This is a genomic window from Salipiger abyssi (assembly GCF_001975705.1).
GTDB lineage: Bacteria > Pseudomonadota > Alphaproteobacteria > Rhodobacterales > Rhodobacteraceae > Salipiger > Salipiger abyssi.
The window spans coordinates 1,377,839-1,394,097 of record NZ_CP015093.1 but is presented as its reverse complement, the minus strand read 5'-3'; the positions used below and the strand labels follow the sequence as shown (position 1 = coordinate 1,394,097).

Genomic DNA, 16,259 nt, shown 5'->3' with positions numbered 1-16,259 from the left:
GTTGCAACCCGGAGTTTCCATGACCCCTCTGCGCGGCATTGCGCTGAAAATCGTGTCGGTCGTTCTCTTCGTGATCATGTCGGCGCTGATCAAGGCGGCCTCGGAGATACCGACCGGGGAGGCGGTGTTCTTCCGCTCGTTCTTTGCGCTGCCGGTGATCCTGGTCTGGCTGCTGTGGCGCGGCGATCTGTCGGCGGGACTGCGCGTGCAGCGCCCGTCGCTGCATTTCCTGCGCGGCATCGTCGGCGTGTCGGCCATGGGGCTGAACTTTGCGGCGCTGGGATATCTGCCGCTGCCCGAGGTTACAGCCCTCGGCTATGCGGCGCCGCTGCTGACGGTGGTCTTTGCGGCGTTCCTGCTGGGCGAAAAGGTGCGGCTCTTTCGCCTCTCCGCCGTCGGTACTGGGATTTTCGGCGTCGGGCTGGTGATGTGGCCGCTGCTTACCGTGTCCGAGGTCAGCGACATGGTGCTGCTGGGCATTCTCTGCGTCATGGGCTCTGCGGTGCTGCGGGCGCTGGTACAGATCCATATCCGTCGCATGGTGCAGAGCGAGCAGACCTCCGCCATCGTGTTCTATTTCTCGCTGACCTCGACGGTTCTGTCGCTGCTGACGCTGCCCTTCGGCTGGGTGATGCCCGACATGCGCGAGGCGGCTTTGCTGGTGGGCGCCGGACTCATCGGGGGCGTGGCGCAGATCTGCCTCACCTCCGCCTATCGCGGGGCCGAGGCGGCGCTGCTGGCGCCGTTCGACTACGCCTCGATCCTGTTTGCCATCCTGATCGGCTACCTGGTCTTTGCCGAGGTGCCGACGCCGCTGATGCTGCTCGGGTCGGCTGTGGTGATCGCCTCCGGCGTGGCGATCATCCTGCGCGAGCGCTATCTGGGGCTGAAACGCAACAAGGCCCGCCCGACGATGACCCCGCAGGGCTGAGCCATCGGGGTCAGGCGCTGATGCTTTCGGCTGCCGCCGCGGCGAGTTCGAGCCCGTCCGCGTAGAGGATATGCGGCGCATCAAAGCGCAGTTCGACAAGATCCACCTCGCGCGTGCCGATCTCCCGGATGAATTCGCCATCGGCCAGACGCTCTGCCGGGACCAGTGCGCAGCTTGCGCCGAACAGGGCTTTTGCCCGCCAGTCGCGCACCAGGATCTCCTGCTGCGCGGGCAGGATCGCGTCGCTGCCGGGGCGGGAATTGCCGAGCGTACCGGCGCGAATCGCGACAAGCTTGGTTCGGATCCGGGAGCGATGCAGCGCGCGCAGGATCGCGGTGCCACTGTCGCGTGTGATCACACGGTCGCCGGGAGAAAGAAATTCCACCGGGATCGCACCGTCGAGCGTCAGCACCACGGTGCCGGCGACAAGCGCGTTGAGGGGATGCGACGACTCGATATGGCGCGCGGTGGCGCTGCCCTGGGTATCGCCGCGCCGGACCGTTTTCGGTTCCATAGGCGCATTCCTGCTGTGTTCTGCCTCTTTATTGTTGGGCAGAGTACGGCAAGATTCCGTGAATGTCGCGCGTTTTCTGGGAGCTATTTTCCCCTCGCCTTGGCTGCGGCGCTTTGCTAGGACTTCGCGGCAATAAGCGGGTGTGGCGAAATTGGTAGACGCACCAGATTTAGGTTCTGGCGCCGCAAGGCGTGGGGGTTCAAGTCCCTCCACCCGCACCATGTTTGTCCGACATTGTTTCCCTGGCACCCTGCCGTCGGGACCATCCGCTTCCCCTGCCGGTGCATCTTGACATTCGAGCGCGTCCTCGCGGCTCAATTCCAATTCGCCGCTTCGCCTTCGGCCCTCCGGTGCATTGGGGCGTCTCACAAGGCGCTGGCCTCTTTGCCGGTGGCCATCGCAGTGACACGCGGGCTCCGTCGCGCTGCCTGCGACAATCTGACCGGCAGCCTGTCATGAAAAGTGAACATTAAGGTCCGGGTAACCATAATTTCGCCCAGATCATGAACAAAAAAGGACGGGTCGCGGGTGTGTCCCGTGGTTGGTCTGATCGTGTCGGGGAAAGGGCGCGGCCGGGGCAGCGAGACAGGAATCGCCGTTCAGTTTTAATTAGGGTCGGAGGGCTTAAAATGCCGATGCGATTGGTCAGAATGTCCGCGGCTGCCGTTCTCGTGGGGGCGGTTGCGACCGCCGTGGCGCCGCACGCAACGAACTATATCTCGACATCCGCAGTGGTAAACGCCCCGCTGGTGCCGATCTCGTCCCCGTTCGAGGGGATCGTCGAAACGCCGAGCCCGGGTCCGGCGCGTTTTATCCGCGCGGGTGAACTCGCCTTTGAACTGCGCAAGATGAGCAAGGAAAGCGCCGGCTTGCGCTCGCTCAAGAGCGAGCTGTCCTCCCTGTCGGGGGAAATCGAAGGTCTTGAAATGCAACGCGAGCGGCTGGAGCAGCTGAAGCAGGAGCTGCTCGAACGCCGCGATCAGCAGATCGCCGCGCGCAGCGCCTGGTACGAGACCCGGCTGCTCGAAGCGCGCGCCGAGCTCGATCGTGCAGAGGGCGCGCTGCACCGGGTCATCGCGTCGAGCGACCGTGCCGAGCGGCTCGCCGCGCGCGACCGGCTGTCGGAGAGCGATCTGATCGAGGCGCAGGGCGAACTCGCCGAGGCAAAGGCCGTTGTGGCGGGCCGCGAGGCGACGCTGAAGCGGCTCGAGGTCGAGCGCGACTTTCTCGCCGAGGGCGATGTGATCGACACCTCGACCAACGATATCGACGCCATCGCCTACCGGCTCGACGAGATCGCCGTGCGCGATGCCGAGCTCGCCACCCAGCTCATGGGCCGCAGCACCCGCCGCGAAGCGCTGCTGCACGAGATTTCCGGCATGCAGATCGAGCAGACGAAGAACGAGGAGTTCCGGCCCACATCCGCCACCGACGGCATCGTCTGGGAATCCTCGCCGCGCGCCGGCGCCAATGTGACGACCGGCGAGCAGGTGCTGAAGATCCTCGACTGCACCCGCCGCTTCCTGGAATTCGAACTGCCTGAGCGGCATTTCGAAAAGATCGTCCCGGGCACCGAGGTGAGTGTGCGTCTGAAAGGTGCGGAGAAGCCCTTTACCGGAAAGATCTTTGCGGCCTATGGCGGCGGCTCGCGACCGAACCGAAATATGCAGGCGGCCCAGCCGCGGATCACCACGCCGAACGGCCTGCGGGTCATCGTCACCATTCCGAAGCCGGATCTGGAGGACGAAAACGTGGCGCGGGCGTTCTGCGATGTGGGGCGCTCTGCCGAGGTGCGCATGAACATCCCCTCGGGCTCTGTCGCCTCGGAGTGGATGGAGCGCGCACGCGAGGTGGCCCGCGCCGTCTTCGGACGTGACGGACAGGAGACCGACACCGCCCTGGATGAGGATCTCGCCGCCAACGAAGACGACATGACCCCGCGCTCCCGGACGAACTGACATGCCTGAATATCTCGTTCCCTTGGCGGTGGTGATGCTCGCGCTGCTTGTGGTGCCGCGCAAGGCGCTGAACGGGTCGAGCATGCGCCCCTCGCACGCCGTCGCGCTGCTGGTGGCGCTTGGCGCGATCACGCTGCGCTATCTTTACTGGCGGGTGACCGAGACGCTGCCCGGCCCCGAGAGCAGCACCGGCGAGACGGTGTTTGCCTGGACGCTCTTCGTGATCGAGATGATGGTGCTCTTCGACACCACGATCCTGTTCTCGACGCTGGTCCGGCGGCGCGACAACTCGCCCGCCGCCGATGAGGGCGAGGCGCGGCTGCGCGCCAGCGATCCCGCCGAGCTTCCCACGGTCGACGTGTTCATCGCGACCTACAACGAGGGGCTCGACGTTCTCGAAAAGACCATCATCGGCGCGCTCGCCATCGACTGGCCCGCCGACAAGCTGCGGGTCTGTGTGCTGGACGACGGCAAACGCGACTGGCTGCGCGAGTTCTGCGAGCGCAAGGGCGCCGATTACTTTACGCGCCCGGACAACGCCCATGCCAAGGCCGGCAATATCAACGCCGCCATCGCCCGCACCGACGGCGAATTCTTCATGGTGCTCGACGCGGATTTCATCCCGCAGCGGCATTTCCTCTACCGTGCCATCGGTCTCTTCGAAGACCCCAAGGTCGGCATCGTGCAGGCGCCGCATTGCTTTTACAATTCCGATCCGATGCAGTCGAATCTCGACATGCGCCACCGCATGCCCGACGACCAGCGGCTGTTCTTCGGCTCGATCATGCCCGGGCGCGACGGCTGGGATACCGCCTTCTGCTGCGGCTCGAACTCGATCACGAGGCGCACCGCCATCGAGGCGGTCGGCGGCGGCCTGCCCACCGGATCGATCACCGAGGATATGCTGCTGACCATGGTGATGCTGCGCAAAGGCTATGTCACCCGCTATCTCAACGAGCGGCTGGCCATCGGGCTGGCGCCGGAATCGCTGAGCGCGATGTATGTGCAGCGCGCGCGCTGGGCCCGCGGCGCAATCCAGATCCTGTTCCTGCGCGAAGGGCCGTTCGGGCCGGGGCTGAAGCTCTATCAGCGGCTGATGTTCCTGCCGCTGCACTGGATGATCCAGCCGCTCATGGTGATCGCCACGCTGACGGTGCCGGCGATCTGTCTTTGGACGGGCTGGGCGCCGCTGCCGGCCACCCGCGTGGTCGAGCTGGTGGAGTTCCAGATCCCGGTTCTCCTGGCGACGCTGGGCACGCTGCGCCTGATTGCGCCGAACGCGTTCTTCCCGCTTGCCGCGACCGTACACGCCGCGATCCAGGCGCCGCGCATCCTGCCCACGGTGGTGACGACGCTGATCCGCCCGCATGGCCATGCCTTCAAGGTCACGCCCAAGGGCCGCGACGCCGGTGGGCGTGCTGTCGATCACATCATGATCATGCTGCCGGCGGTGCTGATCTTCCTGACCGCACTGGGCTTTGCCACCAATGCGAGCTTCAATTCGCGCATCATCACGTCGTTCGAGCAGTTGCCCATCCTGGCGTTCTGGGCCTGTGCCAGCGTTCTGGTCCTGCTCTGCGTGCAGGTTGTCGCCGTCTCGCCCGAGGCGCCCAACCGCGACGAGCGGTTCCGGTTGCTGCAAAAATGCCGGATCGGCGCCCGTCCGGGCAAGCTGGTGCCGGCGCGGATCGACTGGCTTTCGCTGTCGGACGCACGCATCAAGGCGCTCGATATGGACGAGATCGGCTTCAACAAGCGTTGGCTTCGGCTGGAGATTCCCGGCGTCGGGCCGGTGGCGGCGCGCATCACCGGTCAGCGCGGCGACCGGCTCTGGGTGTCCTTCGATCTCGGTGAAGGCGCGCGCCGGGATGCGCTGGTCGCCCTGCTCTTTACCAGCGGGTACGAGAACAGCCCGCCGACGAAAAGCGCGTTCAAGGTCAGCCTCTCGATGCTGGGGCGGATCCTGACCAAGGGCGGCGGTGCGCTGCGCGGAGGCGAGACCGGCAAGGCTGGCACGCCACCGCCGGCCTGGCTGCAAGCGGCCGGCGAGTAGAGCCGGCCCGACCGCCCCGGCGGGCGGTTGCCGGGCGAGGGCGAAGGCGGTTGGACTTCGCCGCCGATCCGGCCCATGCTGCCGGCGCCCCGCCCTGTCGAAGACGCATCGCCCCGATCCATGTTCCTCGAAATCCTCGCGCTTCTCGCCCTGATCTCCCTCAACGGTCTGCTCGCCATGTCCGAGCTGGCGGTCGTCTCGTCGAATCCGGGGCGGCTGCGGGCGCAGGCAGAGCAGGGTCTGCCCGGCGCCGGTGCCGCGCTGCGGCTGACCGAGGCGCCGGGCACGTTCCTCTCGACGGTGCAGATCGGCATCACGCTGGTGGGTGTGGTGGCCGGCGCGGTCTCGGGCGCGACGCTGGGCGGGCGCTTGGCAGAGCGGCTGCCGGCGCTGGGCGTGCCGCCCGAGATGGCACAGGAGCTGGGCGTCGGGCTGGTGGTGGTGGCGATCACCTACCTGTCGCTGGTGGTGGGCGAGCTGGTGCCGAAGCAGATTGCGCTGGCCGCGCCCGAGGTTGTGGCGCGGCGTGTGGCGCCGGCGATGCTGGTGCTGTCGCGCGTCGCGGCCCCGCTGGTCTGGCTGCTCGACCGCTCGGGCCGGGTGCTGCTGAAACTGCTGGGCCAGTCCGGCGAGCGCGACACCGGTGTCAGCGACGAGGACATTCACCTGTTGATCACCGAGGCCGCCGATGCCGGCGTGATCGAGCAGCAGGAGACCGAACTGATCGGCGGGGTCATGCGGCTGGCCGACCGCCGCGCGCGCGGTCTGATGACGCCGCGCCACGAGGTGGCCATTGCCGAGGCCGGCGAGTCGGTGGCGGTGCTGCGCGAGCGGTTTCGCGATTCGGGCCATTCCCGGCTGCCGTTCCGCGATGGCGGCGCCGATGACATCGTCGGCGTGCTGCACAGCCGCGATCTGCTCACCGTGCCCGATGACGGGGTGGATGCGCGCACGCTGCTGCGCCCGGCGATCGTGATTCAGGATGCGCTGCCGGCGCTGGAGGCGGTCGAGCAGCTCCGCGCGTCGCCCGGCCACATGCTGCTGGTCTATGACGAATACGGCCATTTCGACGGCATCATCACCCCGATGGACATTCTCGGCGCGATTGCCGGCGGGTTCGACGAGCCCGACCCGGACGAGCCCGAGCTGGTGACGCGGGAGGACGGGTCTTTCCTTGTCGCGGGCGGCATGCCGGTGGACGAATTCACCGCCCGTACCGGCATGCCCGCCGAGCCGGCGCCGGACTACCAGACCGTAGCCGGGCTGGTGCTCGACCGGGTGCCCGGCCTGCCGGCGACGGGCCAGACCGTGCGCATCGGCGACTGGCTGTTCGAGGTCGTCGATATGGACGGCAACCGGATCGACCGGCTGCTGGTGCGGGCCGAGCCGCTGCCTCCGGCGGATCCGGGCGAGACCGGCGACAGTTCGCTTAATAGTTGATCTGCATCATATTCGCGGCATGCCCCCGGGCTATGCTGCGCTGCAAAAAGCTCTCCGGAAGCATTGCACGCGACAGGCGTGCTGATACCCCTTCCGGTAGCAAACCTCCGAGAGACTCATGGGCCCGGAGCCGCCTTGCACGGGTGGCCCGCCCGAACCGCAAGAGCCGTTCCAGCAGCGGCGGAACAGGGTGAGACGATGACAGGCGATGCGAAGGATCTTCACGCGGCAACCGTGTCCGAGGCGCTGGCGGCGCTTGAGGCCGATGCCGGCGGGCTGACGCCGGAGGAGGCGGCGGCGCGGCGCGAGACGCATGGCGCCAACCGCCTGCCCGAGCCGCCGCAGCCCGGCCTGCTTTGGCGCTTTCTACAGCAGTTCAACAATGTGCTGATCTATGTGCTGATCGGCGCGGCGGTGGTGACCGGTCTGCTCCAGCACTGGGTGGATACCAGCGTGATCGTCGCCGTGGTGGTGGTCAACGCGGTGATCGGTTTCATCCAGGAGGGCCGCGCCGAGCAGGCCATGGGCGCGATCCGGGGCATGCTGGCACCGCACAGCGCAGCGTTGCGCGGCGGTCAGCGGGTGAGCCTCGACGCCGCCGATCTGGTGCCCGGCGATATCGTGCTGCTGGAGGCGGGTGACCGCGTGCCCGCCGATCTGCGGCTGTTGCAGGCGCGCGGGCTCAAGGCCGAGGAGGCGGTGCTCACGGGCGAATCCGTGCCGGTGGACAAGGGCACCGAGCCCGTCGCCGCCGATGCCGCGCTGGGCGACCGCGCCTCGATGCTCTACAGCGGCACGCTGATCGCGGCGGGCACCGGGCGCGGCGTGGTGACCGCCACCGGCGCGCAGACCGAGATCGGCCATATCAGCGGCATGCTGGCGGGGGTCGAGACCCTGACCACGCCGCTGGTGCATCAGATGGATATCTTTGCGCGCTGGCTGACGGTGTTTATCCTGATCGTCGCCGCCAGCGTGCTCGCCTATGGCTACTATGTCTGGCATCTGGAGTTCGGCGGGCTGTTCATGGCGGTGGTCGGCCTCTCGGTGGCGGCGATCCCCGAGGGCCTCCCCGCCGTGCTGACCATCACGCTTGCGGTCGGTGTGCGCGCCATGGCCAACCGCAATGCCATCGTCCGCCGCCTGCCGGCCATCGAGACGCTGGGCGCGGTCTCGGTGATCTGCTCGGACAAGACCGGCACGCTGACGCGCAACGAGATGGCGGTGTCCTCTCTGGCGGCGGCGGAACACGTCTATGCGGTCGACAGCGACGGCTACGCGCCGCAGGGTGCGGTGCGCTGGCGCGATGCCGATGCGCACCCCGCCGAGCATGCGGTGCTGGGCGAATTCGCGCTTGCGGCGGGGCTCTGCAACGACGCGGTACTGCATGAGGGCGAGCAGGGCTGGCGGGTCGAGGGCGACCCGATGGAGGGCGCGCTGGTGGCGCTGGCGGGCAAGATCTCCGGGCAGGGGGCGGACCCGTTCCCCGACTGGGAGCGGCTCGACGCGATCCCCTTCGATGCGGCGCATCGCTATATGGCGGTGCTGCACCGCGACCCCGATGGCCGCCGCCGCATCCATGCCAAGGGCGCGCCCGAGGCGGTGCTGCGGCTCTGCGCCGATCAGCGCATGCCCGGCGGCGGCACAGTGCCGCTCGATCCCGGGCACTGGCACGAGACGGTGGAGAGGCTGGCGTCCGAGGGGCAGCGGGTGATTGCCGTCGCAGTGGGCGAGATCGGCGAGGGCGAGGCCGGATTCGGGATGGAGGCGCTCAAGGGCAAGCTGACGCTGATCGGGCTGGTCGGTCTGGTCGATCCGCCGCGCGACGAGGCGGTCGCGGCGGTGGCCGAGTGCCAGGCGGCGGGGATCGCGGTCAAGATGATCACCGGCGACCACGCCGCCACCGCCCGCGCCATCGGCGCCCAGATCGGGCTGAAGAACCATGACCGCGTGCTGACCGGTGCCGAGATCGAGCTGCTGGACGACACCGAACTGGCCGACGCGGCGCTCGCCACCGATATCTTTGCCCGCACCTCGCCGGCGCATAAGCTGCGGCTGGTGGCGGCGCTGCAATCGCGCGGTCTCACCGTGGCGATGACCGGCGACGGGGTGAACGACGCGCCGGCGCTGAAACGTGCCGATGCCGGCATCGCCATGGGCCGCAAGGGCAGCGAGGCCGCCAAGGAGGCCGCCGAGCTGGTGCTGGCGGACGACAATTTCGCCACCATCGCGGCGGCGGTGCGCGAGGGGCGCACGGTCTATGACAACATCAAGAAGGTGATCAGCTGGAACCTGCCCACCAGCGCCGGCGAGGCGATGACCATCATCGTGGCGCTGTTCCTCGGCATGACCCTGCCGATCACCGCGGTGCAGATCCTCTGGGTGAATCTCATCACCGCCGTCACGCTCGGCCTCGCGCTGGCTTTCGAGCCGTCGGAGAGCGGCACCATGCGCCGGCCGCCCCGGCCGCGCGGCGAGTCGCTGCTCACCGGCGGGCTGGTCTGGCATGTGGTGCTGGTCTCGCTGCTCTTTGTCGTCGCGGTGTTCGGCATCTATGCCTATGCCATCGACGAGGGGCACCCGCCGGAACTGGCGCAGACCATGGCGATGAACATGCTGGTGGCGCTGGAGATCTTCCACCTGTTCTTCATCCGCAACATCTATGGCACCTCGCTGACCTTCGCGGCGGTGCGCGGCACGCCGGTGGTCTGGCTCTGCGTGATCACGGTGACCGCCGCGCAGTTCGCCGTCACCTACCTGCCGCCGCTTCAGGCGGTGTTCGGTACGCAGCCGGTGCCGTTCCACGACGGGGTGCTGATCGTCGGCGTGGGCGTGGTGTTCTTTGCGCTGGTCGAGACCGAAAAGCAGATGCGCCTGGCCTTCCGCCGCAACGCTGCTGCGGAGCGCTGAGCGTCAGATCCGGCGCAGCGGCGCTGCGGCGACGATGGGGCCGGTGGCCACGCCTGTGGGCGAGCCGCCGGTCGGCTCGTCGGTGATCGCGAGCGTGGCATTGGCGACGAGATCGCGCAGGTTTTCGGGGATCGGCATCGCCGCCTGGCCCTCATGCGGCATCACGCCGAGCGAGATCACCTCATCGCCCTGTATAAGCCACAGCTCGAAATCGCGCCCGTCGCCCGGGCCGTCGCCGCCCATGGAGACGCGCATCTCGCCGCGCCCCTCATCATAAAGCGCCGCCAGCCGCACTTCGCCATCCTCGGACACCATGTCGGAGATCCAGAGCGGCCCCTGTTGGGTCGGCAGCGGCTCGCCCAACCACAGCACCGCCGCCAGCAGCGCCGCCGCGAGGCCGGAGGCCCGGCGAACCAGCCCCAGAGCCCGGAACGGGTGCGCGGCGCGCCGAAAAGCCCGCGCTCGACGCCTTTCCAGACATGGGCGGGCGGTGCGATGGGGCGGACCTCGTCGGCCAGCGGGTCGAGCCGCGCCTCCCAGCGGGCGACCTCGACCGCAAAGGCGCTGTCTTTTGCTATGCGGCGCGCAACGGCGCGGCGCTCGTCGAGCTCCAGCGTGCCGAGCACGTATTCGCCGGCCAGCGCGATATCGTCTTCGCCAAGAGGGGAGGCTGCGTCGGTCATGGCGTGAGACACTCCCGCAACTGGATCAGGCTGCGGCGCAGCCAGCTACGCATCGTGTTGAGCGGCACGCTGAAACGGTCCGACAGCTCGCGATAGCTCTCGCCCTCGACATAGGCGCGGCGCACCGCCTCGGCGCGGTCGGGCAGCAGGGCGGCGAGGCAATCGTCGATGCGCCGGCCTTCGGAGCGGGTGATCGCCGCCGCCTCCGGCCCGGGAGAGGGATCGGGCAGCGTCTCGGCGGCCTCGATCCCCACCGCGCTCTTGCGGGCGCGCAGCCGGTCGATGGCGTGATTGCGCGCGACCGTGTTCAGCCAGGCGGCTGGGCTGCCGATATCGGGCAGGTAACGGTCGGCATTGTTCCAGATCTTCATGAACACGTCCTGAAGGGCATCCTCCGCCTCACGGCGGTCCTTGAGGAGACGAAGACAGATCGCAAAAAGTTTCGGGGAGGCGACAGAATACAGCCTTTCAAAGGCGGCACGGTCGCGCAGCGCCACGCGCGCCAGCAGGGCCGCAAGCTCTTCGGTCTGGTCCGTCATCCGCCTCTGCCGTTCTTTTTGCGCGGTTTTCGCGCCCGGGCTGCAACCTTTTCGTAAGTCGCTCCGTCCCTATCCCCGAGACAATGGCAAAGCGAGGCAAAGGTGACAACCAGGGGATTGAACGTCGCGATCATAGGGAGCGGTATCTCGGGGCTGGGTGCCGCCTGGCTGCTCGCACCGCATCACAACGTGGTTCTGTTCGAGGCGGAGGAGCGCCCAGGCGGGCATGCCCGCACGGCGCGGGCCGAGGGGGTCGATGTCGATACCGGTTTCATCGTCTGCAACCGGCGCACCTATCCGCTGTTCATTCCGCTGATGGAGCATCTCGGCGTCGATCTCGCCCCCAGCGACATGAGCTTTGCCGCGAGCTTTGGCGGCGGGGCCTATGAATACGGCACCACCGCCGCGCTCGACATGTTCGCGCAGAAACGCCGCTTTGCCGATCCGTCGCACTGGCGGATGATCGGCGATATCCTGCGGTTCTTCCGCGTGGCTCCGGCGCATGCGGCGACGCGCGGCAGCATCGGCGACCTGATCGACCGGCTGGGGCTGGGAACCGAGTTTCGCGACCGCTTCCTGATGCCGATTTCCGGCGCGATCTGGTCGACCCCCACCCGCGACATGCTCGATTTCCCCGCCGCGAGCTTCATCCGCTTCTTCGATCACCATGGCCTGCTGACGGTGAATGCCCAGCCGAAATGGCTGACCGTGGCGGGCGGTTCGGCCCGCTATGTGCAGGCGCTGCTCGATGACACGCCGGCAGAGCTGCGGCTCGGTTGCCCGGTGCAGGCGGTGGCACGCGGGCCGGACGGTGTGCAGGTGATGAGCGCGCGCGGTGCCGAGCGTTTTGACCGGGTGATCTTTGCCACCCACGCGCCGCAGGCGCTGTCGCTGCTCTCGCGTCCCGATCCGGACGAACGTGCGGTGCTGGGTGCCATGCGTACCGAGCCGAACCGCATGGTGCTGCATTCCGATCCGCGCTTCATGCCGCGCCGGCGGGCGCTGTGGTCGTCGTGGAACTATGTCACGGCGCAGTCGCATGCGCTGAGCGACCGGCCGATCAGCCTGTCCTACTGGATGAACCGCTTGCAGAACCTGAAAACCGAGCGCCCGCTCATCGTCACGCTCAATCCCGAGACCGAGCCGCAGCACATCCATGACGAGGCGATACTGCATCATCCGCAATATGACAGCGCCGCGCTTGCCGCGCAGGCGCGACTGCCGGAGATTCAGGGGCGCGGCGGTATCCATTACGCCGGCGCCTGGACACGGCACGGCTTTCACGAGGACGGGCTGCTGTCGGCGCTGCGCGTGGCGCAGGCGCTGGGGCATGACTGGCCGCTGGGCGCCGATCCCTGGGCCGAGGAGGCGCCCGCCAAACCGGCGCCCGAGGTTGCCGCGCCCGAGGTGGCGGCATGAGCGATCTCTGGCAGGGGGCGCTGGTGGATTGCGCGATCTGGCACGCCCGCTCGGGCGATGCCGAGCGCAGCTTTCGCTACCGCACGCAGTTTCTGGCGCTGCCCGTCGCGGCGCTCGAGGCCGGCACCCTGCCGATCCGGCCCGACCGCGCCGGGCTCTGGTCGCTGCGCACCCGCGATTACGGCCCGCGCGACGGCACCGGGATGAGCGCTTTCATCGACAGCCACCTGCGCCCCGTGGGGCTGGGGCATTGCGAGGTGACGGTGATCACCATGCCGCGCAGCACGGGCTACGGGTTCAACCCGGTGAGCTTCTGGCTGGCGCGCGATGCCGGGGGGCTGCGGGCGGTGCTGGCCGAGGTCTCGAACACCTTTGGCGAGCGGCATCACTATCTGTGCCGCCACGACGACAACCGCCCTATCGCGCGCTCCGACCGGATTTCCGGCGAGAAGATCTTTCACGTCTCGCCCTTTCTGCCGCGCGAAGGGCGCTATATGTTCCGCTTCGATCCCGGGCCGGGCCGGTTCGGCGCCTGGGTCGACTGGATCGACAGCGACGGTGCGCTGCTGTTTCGCACCTCCATGGCCGGTCCCGCCCGCGCCCTCACCCGCGCCTCGCTGCGCCGCGCAAAGTGGCGGCACCCGTTTCAGGCGCAGAAAACCATGGCGCTTATCCATTGGCAGGCGGCATTGCTTGCTCTGCGCGGGGTGCGATTTATCTCAAAACCTGATCAACTTGCCCGGACGCATTCCGAGGCAACGGACAGGGTGGAACGAGATGCTTGAACGCCAGATCGAAACGAGACTGCTGAAATGCCTGGACGGGATCGAGGTTGGCAGCCTCGCGCTGACCACGCCCGACGGCAAGACCCGCCATTTCGAAGGGCGCCAGCCCGGCCCGGCGGCAGACTTCACCATTCACGACTGGCGCACCGTCCCGGCGGCGGCGGCGCGGGGCGATATCGGCCTGACCGAGGCCTATCGCGACGGCTGGTGCGACAGCCGCGATCTGGATGCCTTCATCGTGTTCGCCCTGCGCAACGAGCAGGCGCTGGAGCCGTTCCTCTACGGCCACCCGGTGCAGTCGCTGGTGGTGCGGGCGCTTTATCTTTTCAATCGCAACACAAGGCGCGGGTCGCGCCGCAATATCTCGGCGCATTACGATCTGGGCAACGCCTTTTACAGGCTCTGGCTGGACGAGACGATGACCTATTCCTCGGCGCTGTTCGCGCCCGAGGATGACGCCGCGCCGGACCCGCTGGTCTCCGGGCAGCAGCGCAAATACGACCGTATTCTCGACGGGCTGGGCGATGGCTCGGGTCGTCTTCTGGAGATCGGCTGCGGCTGGGGCGGCTTTGCCGAGCGGGCGCTCACGAAGGGCGATTTTCAGGCCAAGGGGCTGACGCTTTCGACCGAGCAGGCGGCCTTTGCCCGCGACCGGCTCGGCCCCGGCGCCGAGATCGCCTTGCAGGATTATCGCGACGAGCGCGGGCGCTTTGATCACATCGTCTCCATCGAGATGTTCGAGGCGGTGGGCGAGCGGTTCTGGCCGGTCTATTTCGGCAAGCTGCGCGAGGTGATGGCCGAGAAGGGCCGGGCGATGATCCAGACCATCACCATGAGCGACCGCTATTTCGACCGTTACCGCGTCGGCGGCGACATGATCCGGAGCTTCGTGTTCCCGGGCGGCATGCTGCCCTCGCCGCAGCGCTTTCAGGAAGAGGCGTCGCGCGCCGGGCTGCGGATCGAGGATGCGCACGGGTTCGGTCAGGACTATGCGCGCACGCTGCGCGACTGGCTGGCGCGGTTCGACAGCCGTGTGGACGAGGTGCGCCAGCTGGGTTTTGACGAGTCGTTCATCCGGGTCTGGCGCTTTTATCTCGCCGCCTGTGCCGCCGCTTTCGAGGTCGGGCGCACCGATGTCGTGCAGTACCGGCTTGCCCATGCCTGAGACGTCGCCGCGCATCTGGATCATGGGCGCCTCGGACGGGATCGGCGCGGCGCTGGCACGCGAATACGCGGCGCGCGGCGCGCGGCTGGTGCTGTCGGCGCGCTCCGGGGATGCATTGCAGAAGCTCGCCGAAGAGATCGGCGGCGCCGAGGTGGTGACGGCGGATGTGGCCGACCGCGAGAGCCTCTCCGCCGCCGCCGCGCGTATTGCCGAGGGCGGCAGGCTCGACCGGGCGATCACGCTGGCGGCGCTCTACGATCCCGGCAAGGTGCTGGAGATCGACCCCGACCGTGCCACGCAGATCGTCACGGTGAACCTCGCGGGCAGTTTCCATTTTGCCCGCGCGGCAGCGCCGCTCCTGCGCGATGGCGGCGATCTGGTGCTGACCGGCTCGGTGGCGGGCTATGTCGGGCTGCCGCAGGGCCAGATCTATTCCGCCAGCAAGGCCGGGGTGATCAACCTCGCCGAGACGCTGCGGGCCGAGCTGGCGCCGCGCATCGCCGTGCGGCTCATCAGCCCCGGGTTCGTCGACACAAGGCTCACCCAGCGCAACAGCTTCACCATGCCGGGGCTCATGCAGCCCGAGCAGGCGGCAAGGCGCATTGCCAGGGGGCTCGACGGCAAGGCGTTCGAGGTGCATTTCCCGCGCCGCCTGACCTGGCCGCTGAAACTGCTGCGCGCCTTGCCCTATGGGCTCGCGCTGCCGCTTACAAAAAGGCTGGTGCAATGAGCCGCGCGCTGGCCCCGCTTGTGCTGCTTCTGACGCTGGGCTTTGCCGCCTCGCCGCTGCTGAGCGACGGCTTTGCGGGCTTCACGCCGACGCAGTTCCCCGTGGTGCAGTCGCGCTGGCCGGTGCAGCCGGTGGGCTGGGCGTTCTCGATCTGGGGGGTGATCTATCTGGGGCTACTGGCAAGCGCGGTCTACGGCCTCTTGCGGGCGCGCAGGGAGATCGCCTGGCAGGAAATGCGCCTGCCGCTGGCGCTCAGCCTGGCGGTGGGGGCGTTCTGGATCCCGGTGGCCAATCTCCAGCCGGTCGCGGCCACGGTGATGATCATCTTCATGGCGGCGGGCGCCATCGCCGCAACCTTGCGCGCCCCGCGGGGGGCGTTCGCGCTGGGGGCGGTGGGGCTCTATGCCGGCTGGCTCACCGCCGCCACCGGCGTGGCCATGGCGGTGGTGCTGAGCGGGTTCGGCGTGCTTTCGGCGCAGGTCTCGGCGCTGCTATTGCTGGTTGCGGTGATTGCGCTGGCGCTGGCGGTGCTGTGGTGCCGCCCCGACGCGCTGGGCTACGCCTTTGGCGTCGGCTGGGCGCTGATGGGGGTGATCGTCGCCAATCTCGACACGCAGAACACCCCGGTGATCGCGCTTGCGGGCACCGGGATTGCGGGATTGCTGGCGCTGGTCGCGCTGCGCCGGGGGGCATGAGCATGCCCGCACCAATCTTAGCCCGACGGCAGCAGCCGTGCGATCATCACGCCCGCCCAGGCCGAACCGCCGGTCAGCGCGCCGCCCCACAGCGTGTCGATGACCACCTGCTGAAAGGACCAGCCGCGCAGCGTGGCGTAGTTGGTGAACTCGTAGGTGCCGTAGCACATCAGCCCCAGCAGCGCCCCGGCGAGCAGCGCCTGCACCGGGCGGCCCGCGTTCAGCGCCGGCACCGAGACGAACCACAAAACGCCCGCGATATAGAACAGATAGAACACCGCCGCCGGGCCAAGGCGCGGCGGATCGGCGAGCATGTCGCCCACATGGCGCTCGAAGACCGGTTTGATCAGCCGCCTGATGCCTTCCATGTCGACGGCGAGAAACACCACCAGCGTGGCGATGTAGAGCACGATAAGTTGCATCCGTATTCTCCCTGGTTT

At 68.1% G+C, this 16,259-nt stretch carries 14 protein-coding genes and 1 tRNA gene; 11 read left to right on the top strand and 4 right to left on the bottom strand.

The features are described from left to right. The first annotated feature begins 19 nt into the window (after nucleotides 1-19). Complete coding sequence (locus Ga0080574_RS10350) at nucleotides 20-931, top strand: DMT family transporter (protein WP_076698367.1); 912 nt, start codon at nucleotides 20-22, stop codon at nucleotides 929-931. Between the two features lie 10 nt (nucleotides 932-941). On the opposite strand, the gene Ga0080574_RS10345 is transcribed toward Ga0080574_RS10350, so the two are convergent. Beyond that, nucleotides 942-1,445, bottom strand: coding sequence for a Hint domain-containing protein (locus tag Ga0080574_RS10345; RefSeq protein WP_076698363.1), 504 nt, complete (start codon nucleotides 1,443-1,445; stop codon nucleotides 942-944). A 136-nt stretch (nucleotides 1,446-1,581) separates the two neighbouring features. On the opposite strand from Ga0080574_RS10345, the gene Ga0080574_RS10340 reads away from it, so the two are divergent. The 5 genes from Ga0080574_RS10340 to Ga0080574_RS10320 all read left to right on the top strand — a co-directional run bounded on the left by Ga0080574_RS10340 (nucleotide 1,582) and on the right by Ga0080574_RS10320 (nucleotide 9,803). Beyond that, nucleotides 1,582-1,666, top strand: a tRNA-Leu gene (locus Ga0080574_RS10340). A 429-nt stretch (nucleotides 1,667-2,095) separates the two neighbouring features. Further along, complete coding sequence (locus Ga0080574_RS10335) at nucleotides 2,096-3,403, top strand: HlyD family secretion protein (RefSeq protein WP_076698357.1); 1,308 nt, start codon at nucleotides 2,096-2,098, stop codon at nucleotides 3,401-3,403. Between the two features lies 1 nt (nucleotide 3,404). After that, a complete protein-coding gene (locus Ga0080574_RS10330; RefSeq protein WP_076698349.1) occupies nucleotides 3,405-5,456 on the top strand; it encodes a glycosyltransferase in 2,052 nt (683 codons plus the stop codon). Between the two features lie 120 nt (nucleotides 5,457-5,576). Beyond that, on the top strand, nucleotides 5,577-6,896 hold the full coding sequence (locus Ga0080574_RS10325) for a hemolysin family protein (RefSeq protein WP_076698340.1): 1,320 nt from the start codon (nucleotides 5,577-5,579) through the stop codon (nucleotides 6,894-6,896). A 198-nt stretch (nucleotides 6,897-7,094) separates the two neighbouring features. Beyond that, the gene (locus tag Ga0080574_RS10320) at nucleotides 7,095-9,803 is read left to right on the top strand and encodes an HAD-IC family P-type ATPase (RefSeq protein WP_076698335.1); all 2,709 of its coding nucleotides are present in this window, start codon (nucleotides 7,095-7,097) and stop codon (nucleotides 9,801-9,803) included. A 3-nt stretch (nucleotides 9,804-9,806) separates the two neighbouring features. Here the strand turns inward: Ga0080574_RS10320 and Ga0080574_RS25610 are convergent, their stop codons facing one another. Continuing rightward, complete coding sequence (locus Ga0080574_RS25610) at nucleotides 9,807-10,166, bottom strand: anti-sigma factor domain-containing protein (protein WP_418314525.1); 360 nt, start codon at nucleotides 10,164-10,166, stop codon at nucleotides 9,807-9,809. Between the two features lie 316 nt (nucleotides 10,167-10,482). Next, nucleotides 10,483-11,025 carry a sigma-70 family RNA polymerase sigma factor gene (locus Ga0080574_RS10310; RefSeq protein WP_076698319.1) on the bottom strand — a complete coding sequence of 181 codons (543 nt, stop codon included), beginning with the start codon at nucleotides 11,023-11,025 and terminating at the stop codon, nucleotides 10,483-10,485. A 102-nt stretch (nucleotides 11,026-11,127) separates the two neighbouring features. Here Ga0080574_RS10310 and Ga0080574_RS10305 point away from each other — a divergent pair, with 102 nt between their 5' ends. From Ga0080574_RS10305 to Ga0080574_RS10285, 5 genes are read left to right on the top strand one after another with little or no spacing between them, the layout of a single operon-like run. Beyond that, nucleotides 11,128-12,444: an NAD(P)/FAD-dependent oxidoreductase gene (locus Ga0080574_RS10305; protein WP_076698317.1), complete on the top strand. Its 1,317-nt coding sequence runs from the start codon at nucleotides 11,128-11,130 to the stop codon at nucleotides 12,442-12,444. Then, nucleotides 12,441-13,229: a DUF1365 domain-containing protein gene (locus tag Ga0080574_RS10300; RefSeq protein WP_076698306.1), complete on the top strand. Its 789-nt coding sequence runs from the start codon at nucleotides 12,441-12,443 to the stop codon at nucleotides 13,227-13,229. The genes Ga0080574_RS10305 and Ga0080574_RS10300 overlap by 4 nt, the downstream gene beginning before the upstream one ends. Further along, a complete protein-coding gene (locus Ga0080574_RS10295; RefSeq protein WP_076698300.1) occupies nucleotides 13,222-14,394 on the top strand; it encodes an SAM-dependent methyltransferase in 1,173 nt (390 codons plus the stop codon). Before Ga0080574_RS10300 ends, Ga0080574_RS10295 begins: the two co-directional genes overlap by 8 nt. After that, nucleotides 14,387-15,124, top strand: coding sequence for an SDR family NAD(P)-dependent oxidoreductase (locus tag Ga0080574_RS10290; protein ID WP_076698294.1), 738 nt, complete (start codon nucleotides 14,387-14,389; stop codon nucleotides 15,122-15,124). Before Ga0080574_RS10295 ends, Ga0080574_RS10290 begins: the two co-directional genes overlap by 8 nt. Continuing rightward, nucleotides 15,121-15,819 (top strand): TspO-related membrane protein, encoded by a 699-nt coding sequence (locus Ga0080574_RS10285; RefSeq protein ID WP_076698291.1) that lies wholly within the window; start codon nucleotides 15,121-15,123, stop codon nucleotides 15,817-15,819. The genes Ga0080574_RS10290 and Ga0080574_RS10285 overlap by 4 nt, the downstream gene beginning before the upstream one ends. Before the next feature lie 17 nt (nucleotides 15,820-15,836). Here the strand turns inward: Ga0080574_RS10285 and Ga0080574_RS10280 are convergent, their stop codons facing one another. Next, nucleotides 15,837-16,241: a DUF2177 family protein gene (locus tag Ga0080574_RS10280; protein ID WP_076698288.1), complete on the bottom strand. Its 405-nt coding sequence runs from the start codon at nucleotides 16,239-16,241 to the stop codon at nucleotides 15,837-15,839. Between the last annotated feature and the right edge of the window lie 18 nt (nucleotides 16,242-16,259).

What these genes read in the sequence shown, in the direction of transcription:
- Ga0080574_RS10350 (WP_076698367.1), top strand. Translation starts at nt 20, where the DNA reads ATGACCCCTCTGCGCGGCATTGCGCTGAAAATCGTGTCGGTCGTTCTC.
- Ga0080574_RS10345 (WP_076698363.1), bottom strand. Translation starts at nt 1,445, where the DNA reads ATGGAACCGAAAACGGTCCGGCGCGGCGATACCCAGGGCAGCGCCACC.
- Ga0080574_RS10335 (WP_076698357.1), top strand. Translation starts at nt 2,096, where the DNA reads ATGTCCGCGGCTGCCGTTCTCGTGGGGGCGGTTGCGACCGCCGTGGCG.
- Ga0080574_RS10330 (WP_076698349.1), top strand. Translation starts at nt 3,405, where the DNA reads ATGCCTGAATATCTCGTTCCCTTGGCGGTGGTGATGCTCGCGCTGCTT.
- Ga0080574_RS10325 (WP_076698340.1), top strand. Translation starts at nt 5,577, where the DNA reads ATGTTCCTCGAAATCCTCGCGCTTCTCGCCCTGATCTCCCTCAACGGT.
- Ga0080574_RS10320 (WP_076698335.1), top strand. Translation starts at nt 7,095, where the DNA reads ATGACAGGCGATGCGAAGGATCTTCACGCGGCAACCGTGTCCGAGGCG.
- Ga0080574_RS10310 (WP_076698319.1), bottom strand. Translation starts at nt 11,025, where the DNA reads ATGACGGACCAGACCGAAGAGCTTGCGGCCCTGCTGGCGCGCGTGGCG.
- Ga0080574_RS10300 (WP_076698306.1), top strand. Translation starts at nt 12,441, where the DNA reads ATGAGCGATCTCTGGCAGGGGGCGCTGGTGGATTGCGCGATCTGGCAC.
- Ga0080574_RS10295 (WP_076698300.1), top strand. Translation starts at nt 13,222, where the DNA reads ATGCTTGAACGCCAGATCGAAACGAGACTGCTGAAATGCCTGGACGGG.
- Ga0080574_RS10290 (WP_076698294.1), top strand. Translation starts at nt 14,387, where the DNA reads ATGCCTGAGACGTCGCCGCGCATCTGGATCATGGGCGCCTCGGACGGG.
- Ga0080574_RS10285 (WP_076698291.1), top strand. Translation starts at nt 15,121, where the DNA reads ATGAGCCGCGCGCTGGCCCCGCTTGTGCTGCTTCTGACGCTGGGCTTT.
- Ga0080574_RS10280 (WP_076698288.1), bottom strand. Translation starts at nt 16,241, where the DNA reads ATGCAACTTATCGTGCTCTACATCGCCACGCTGGTGGTGTTTCTCGCC.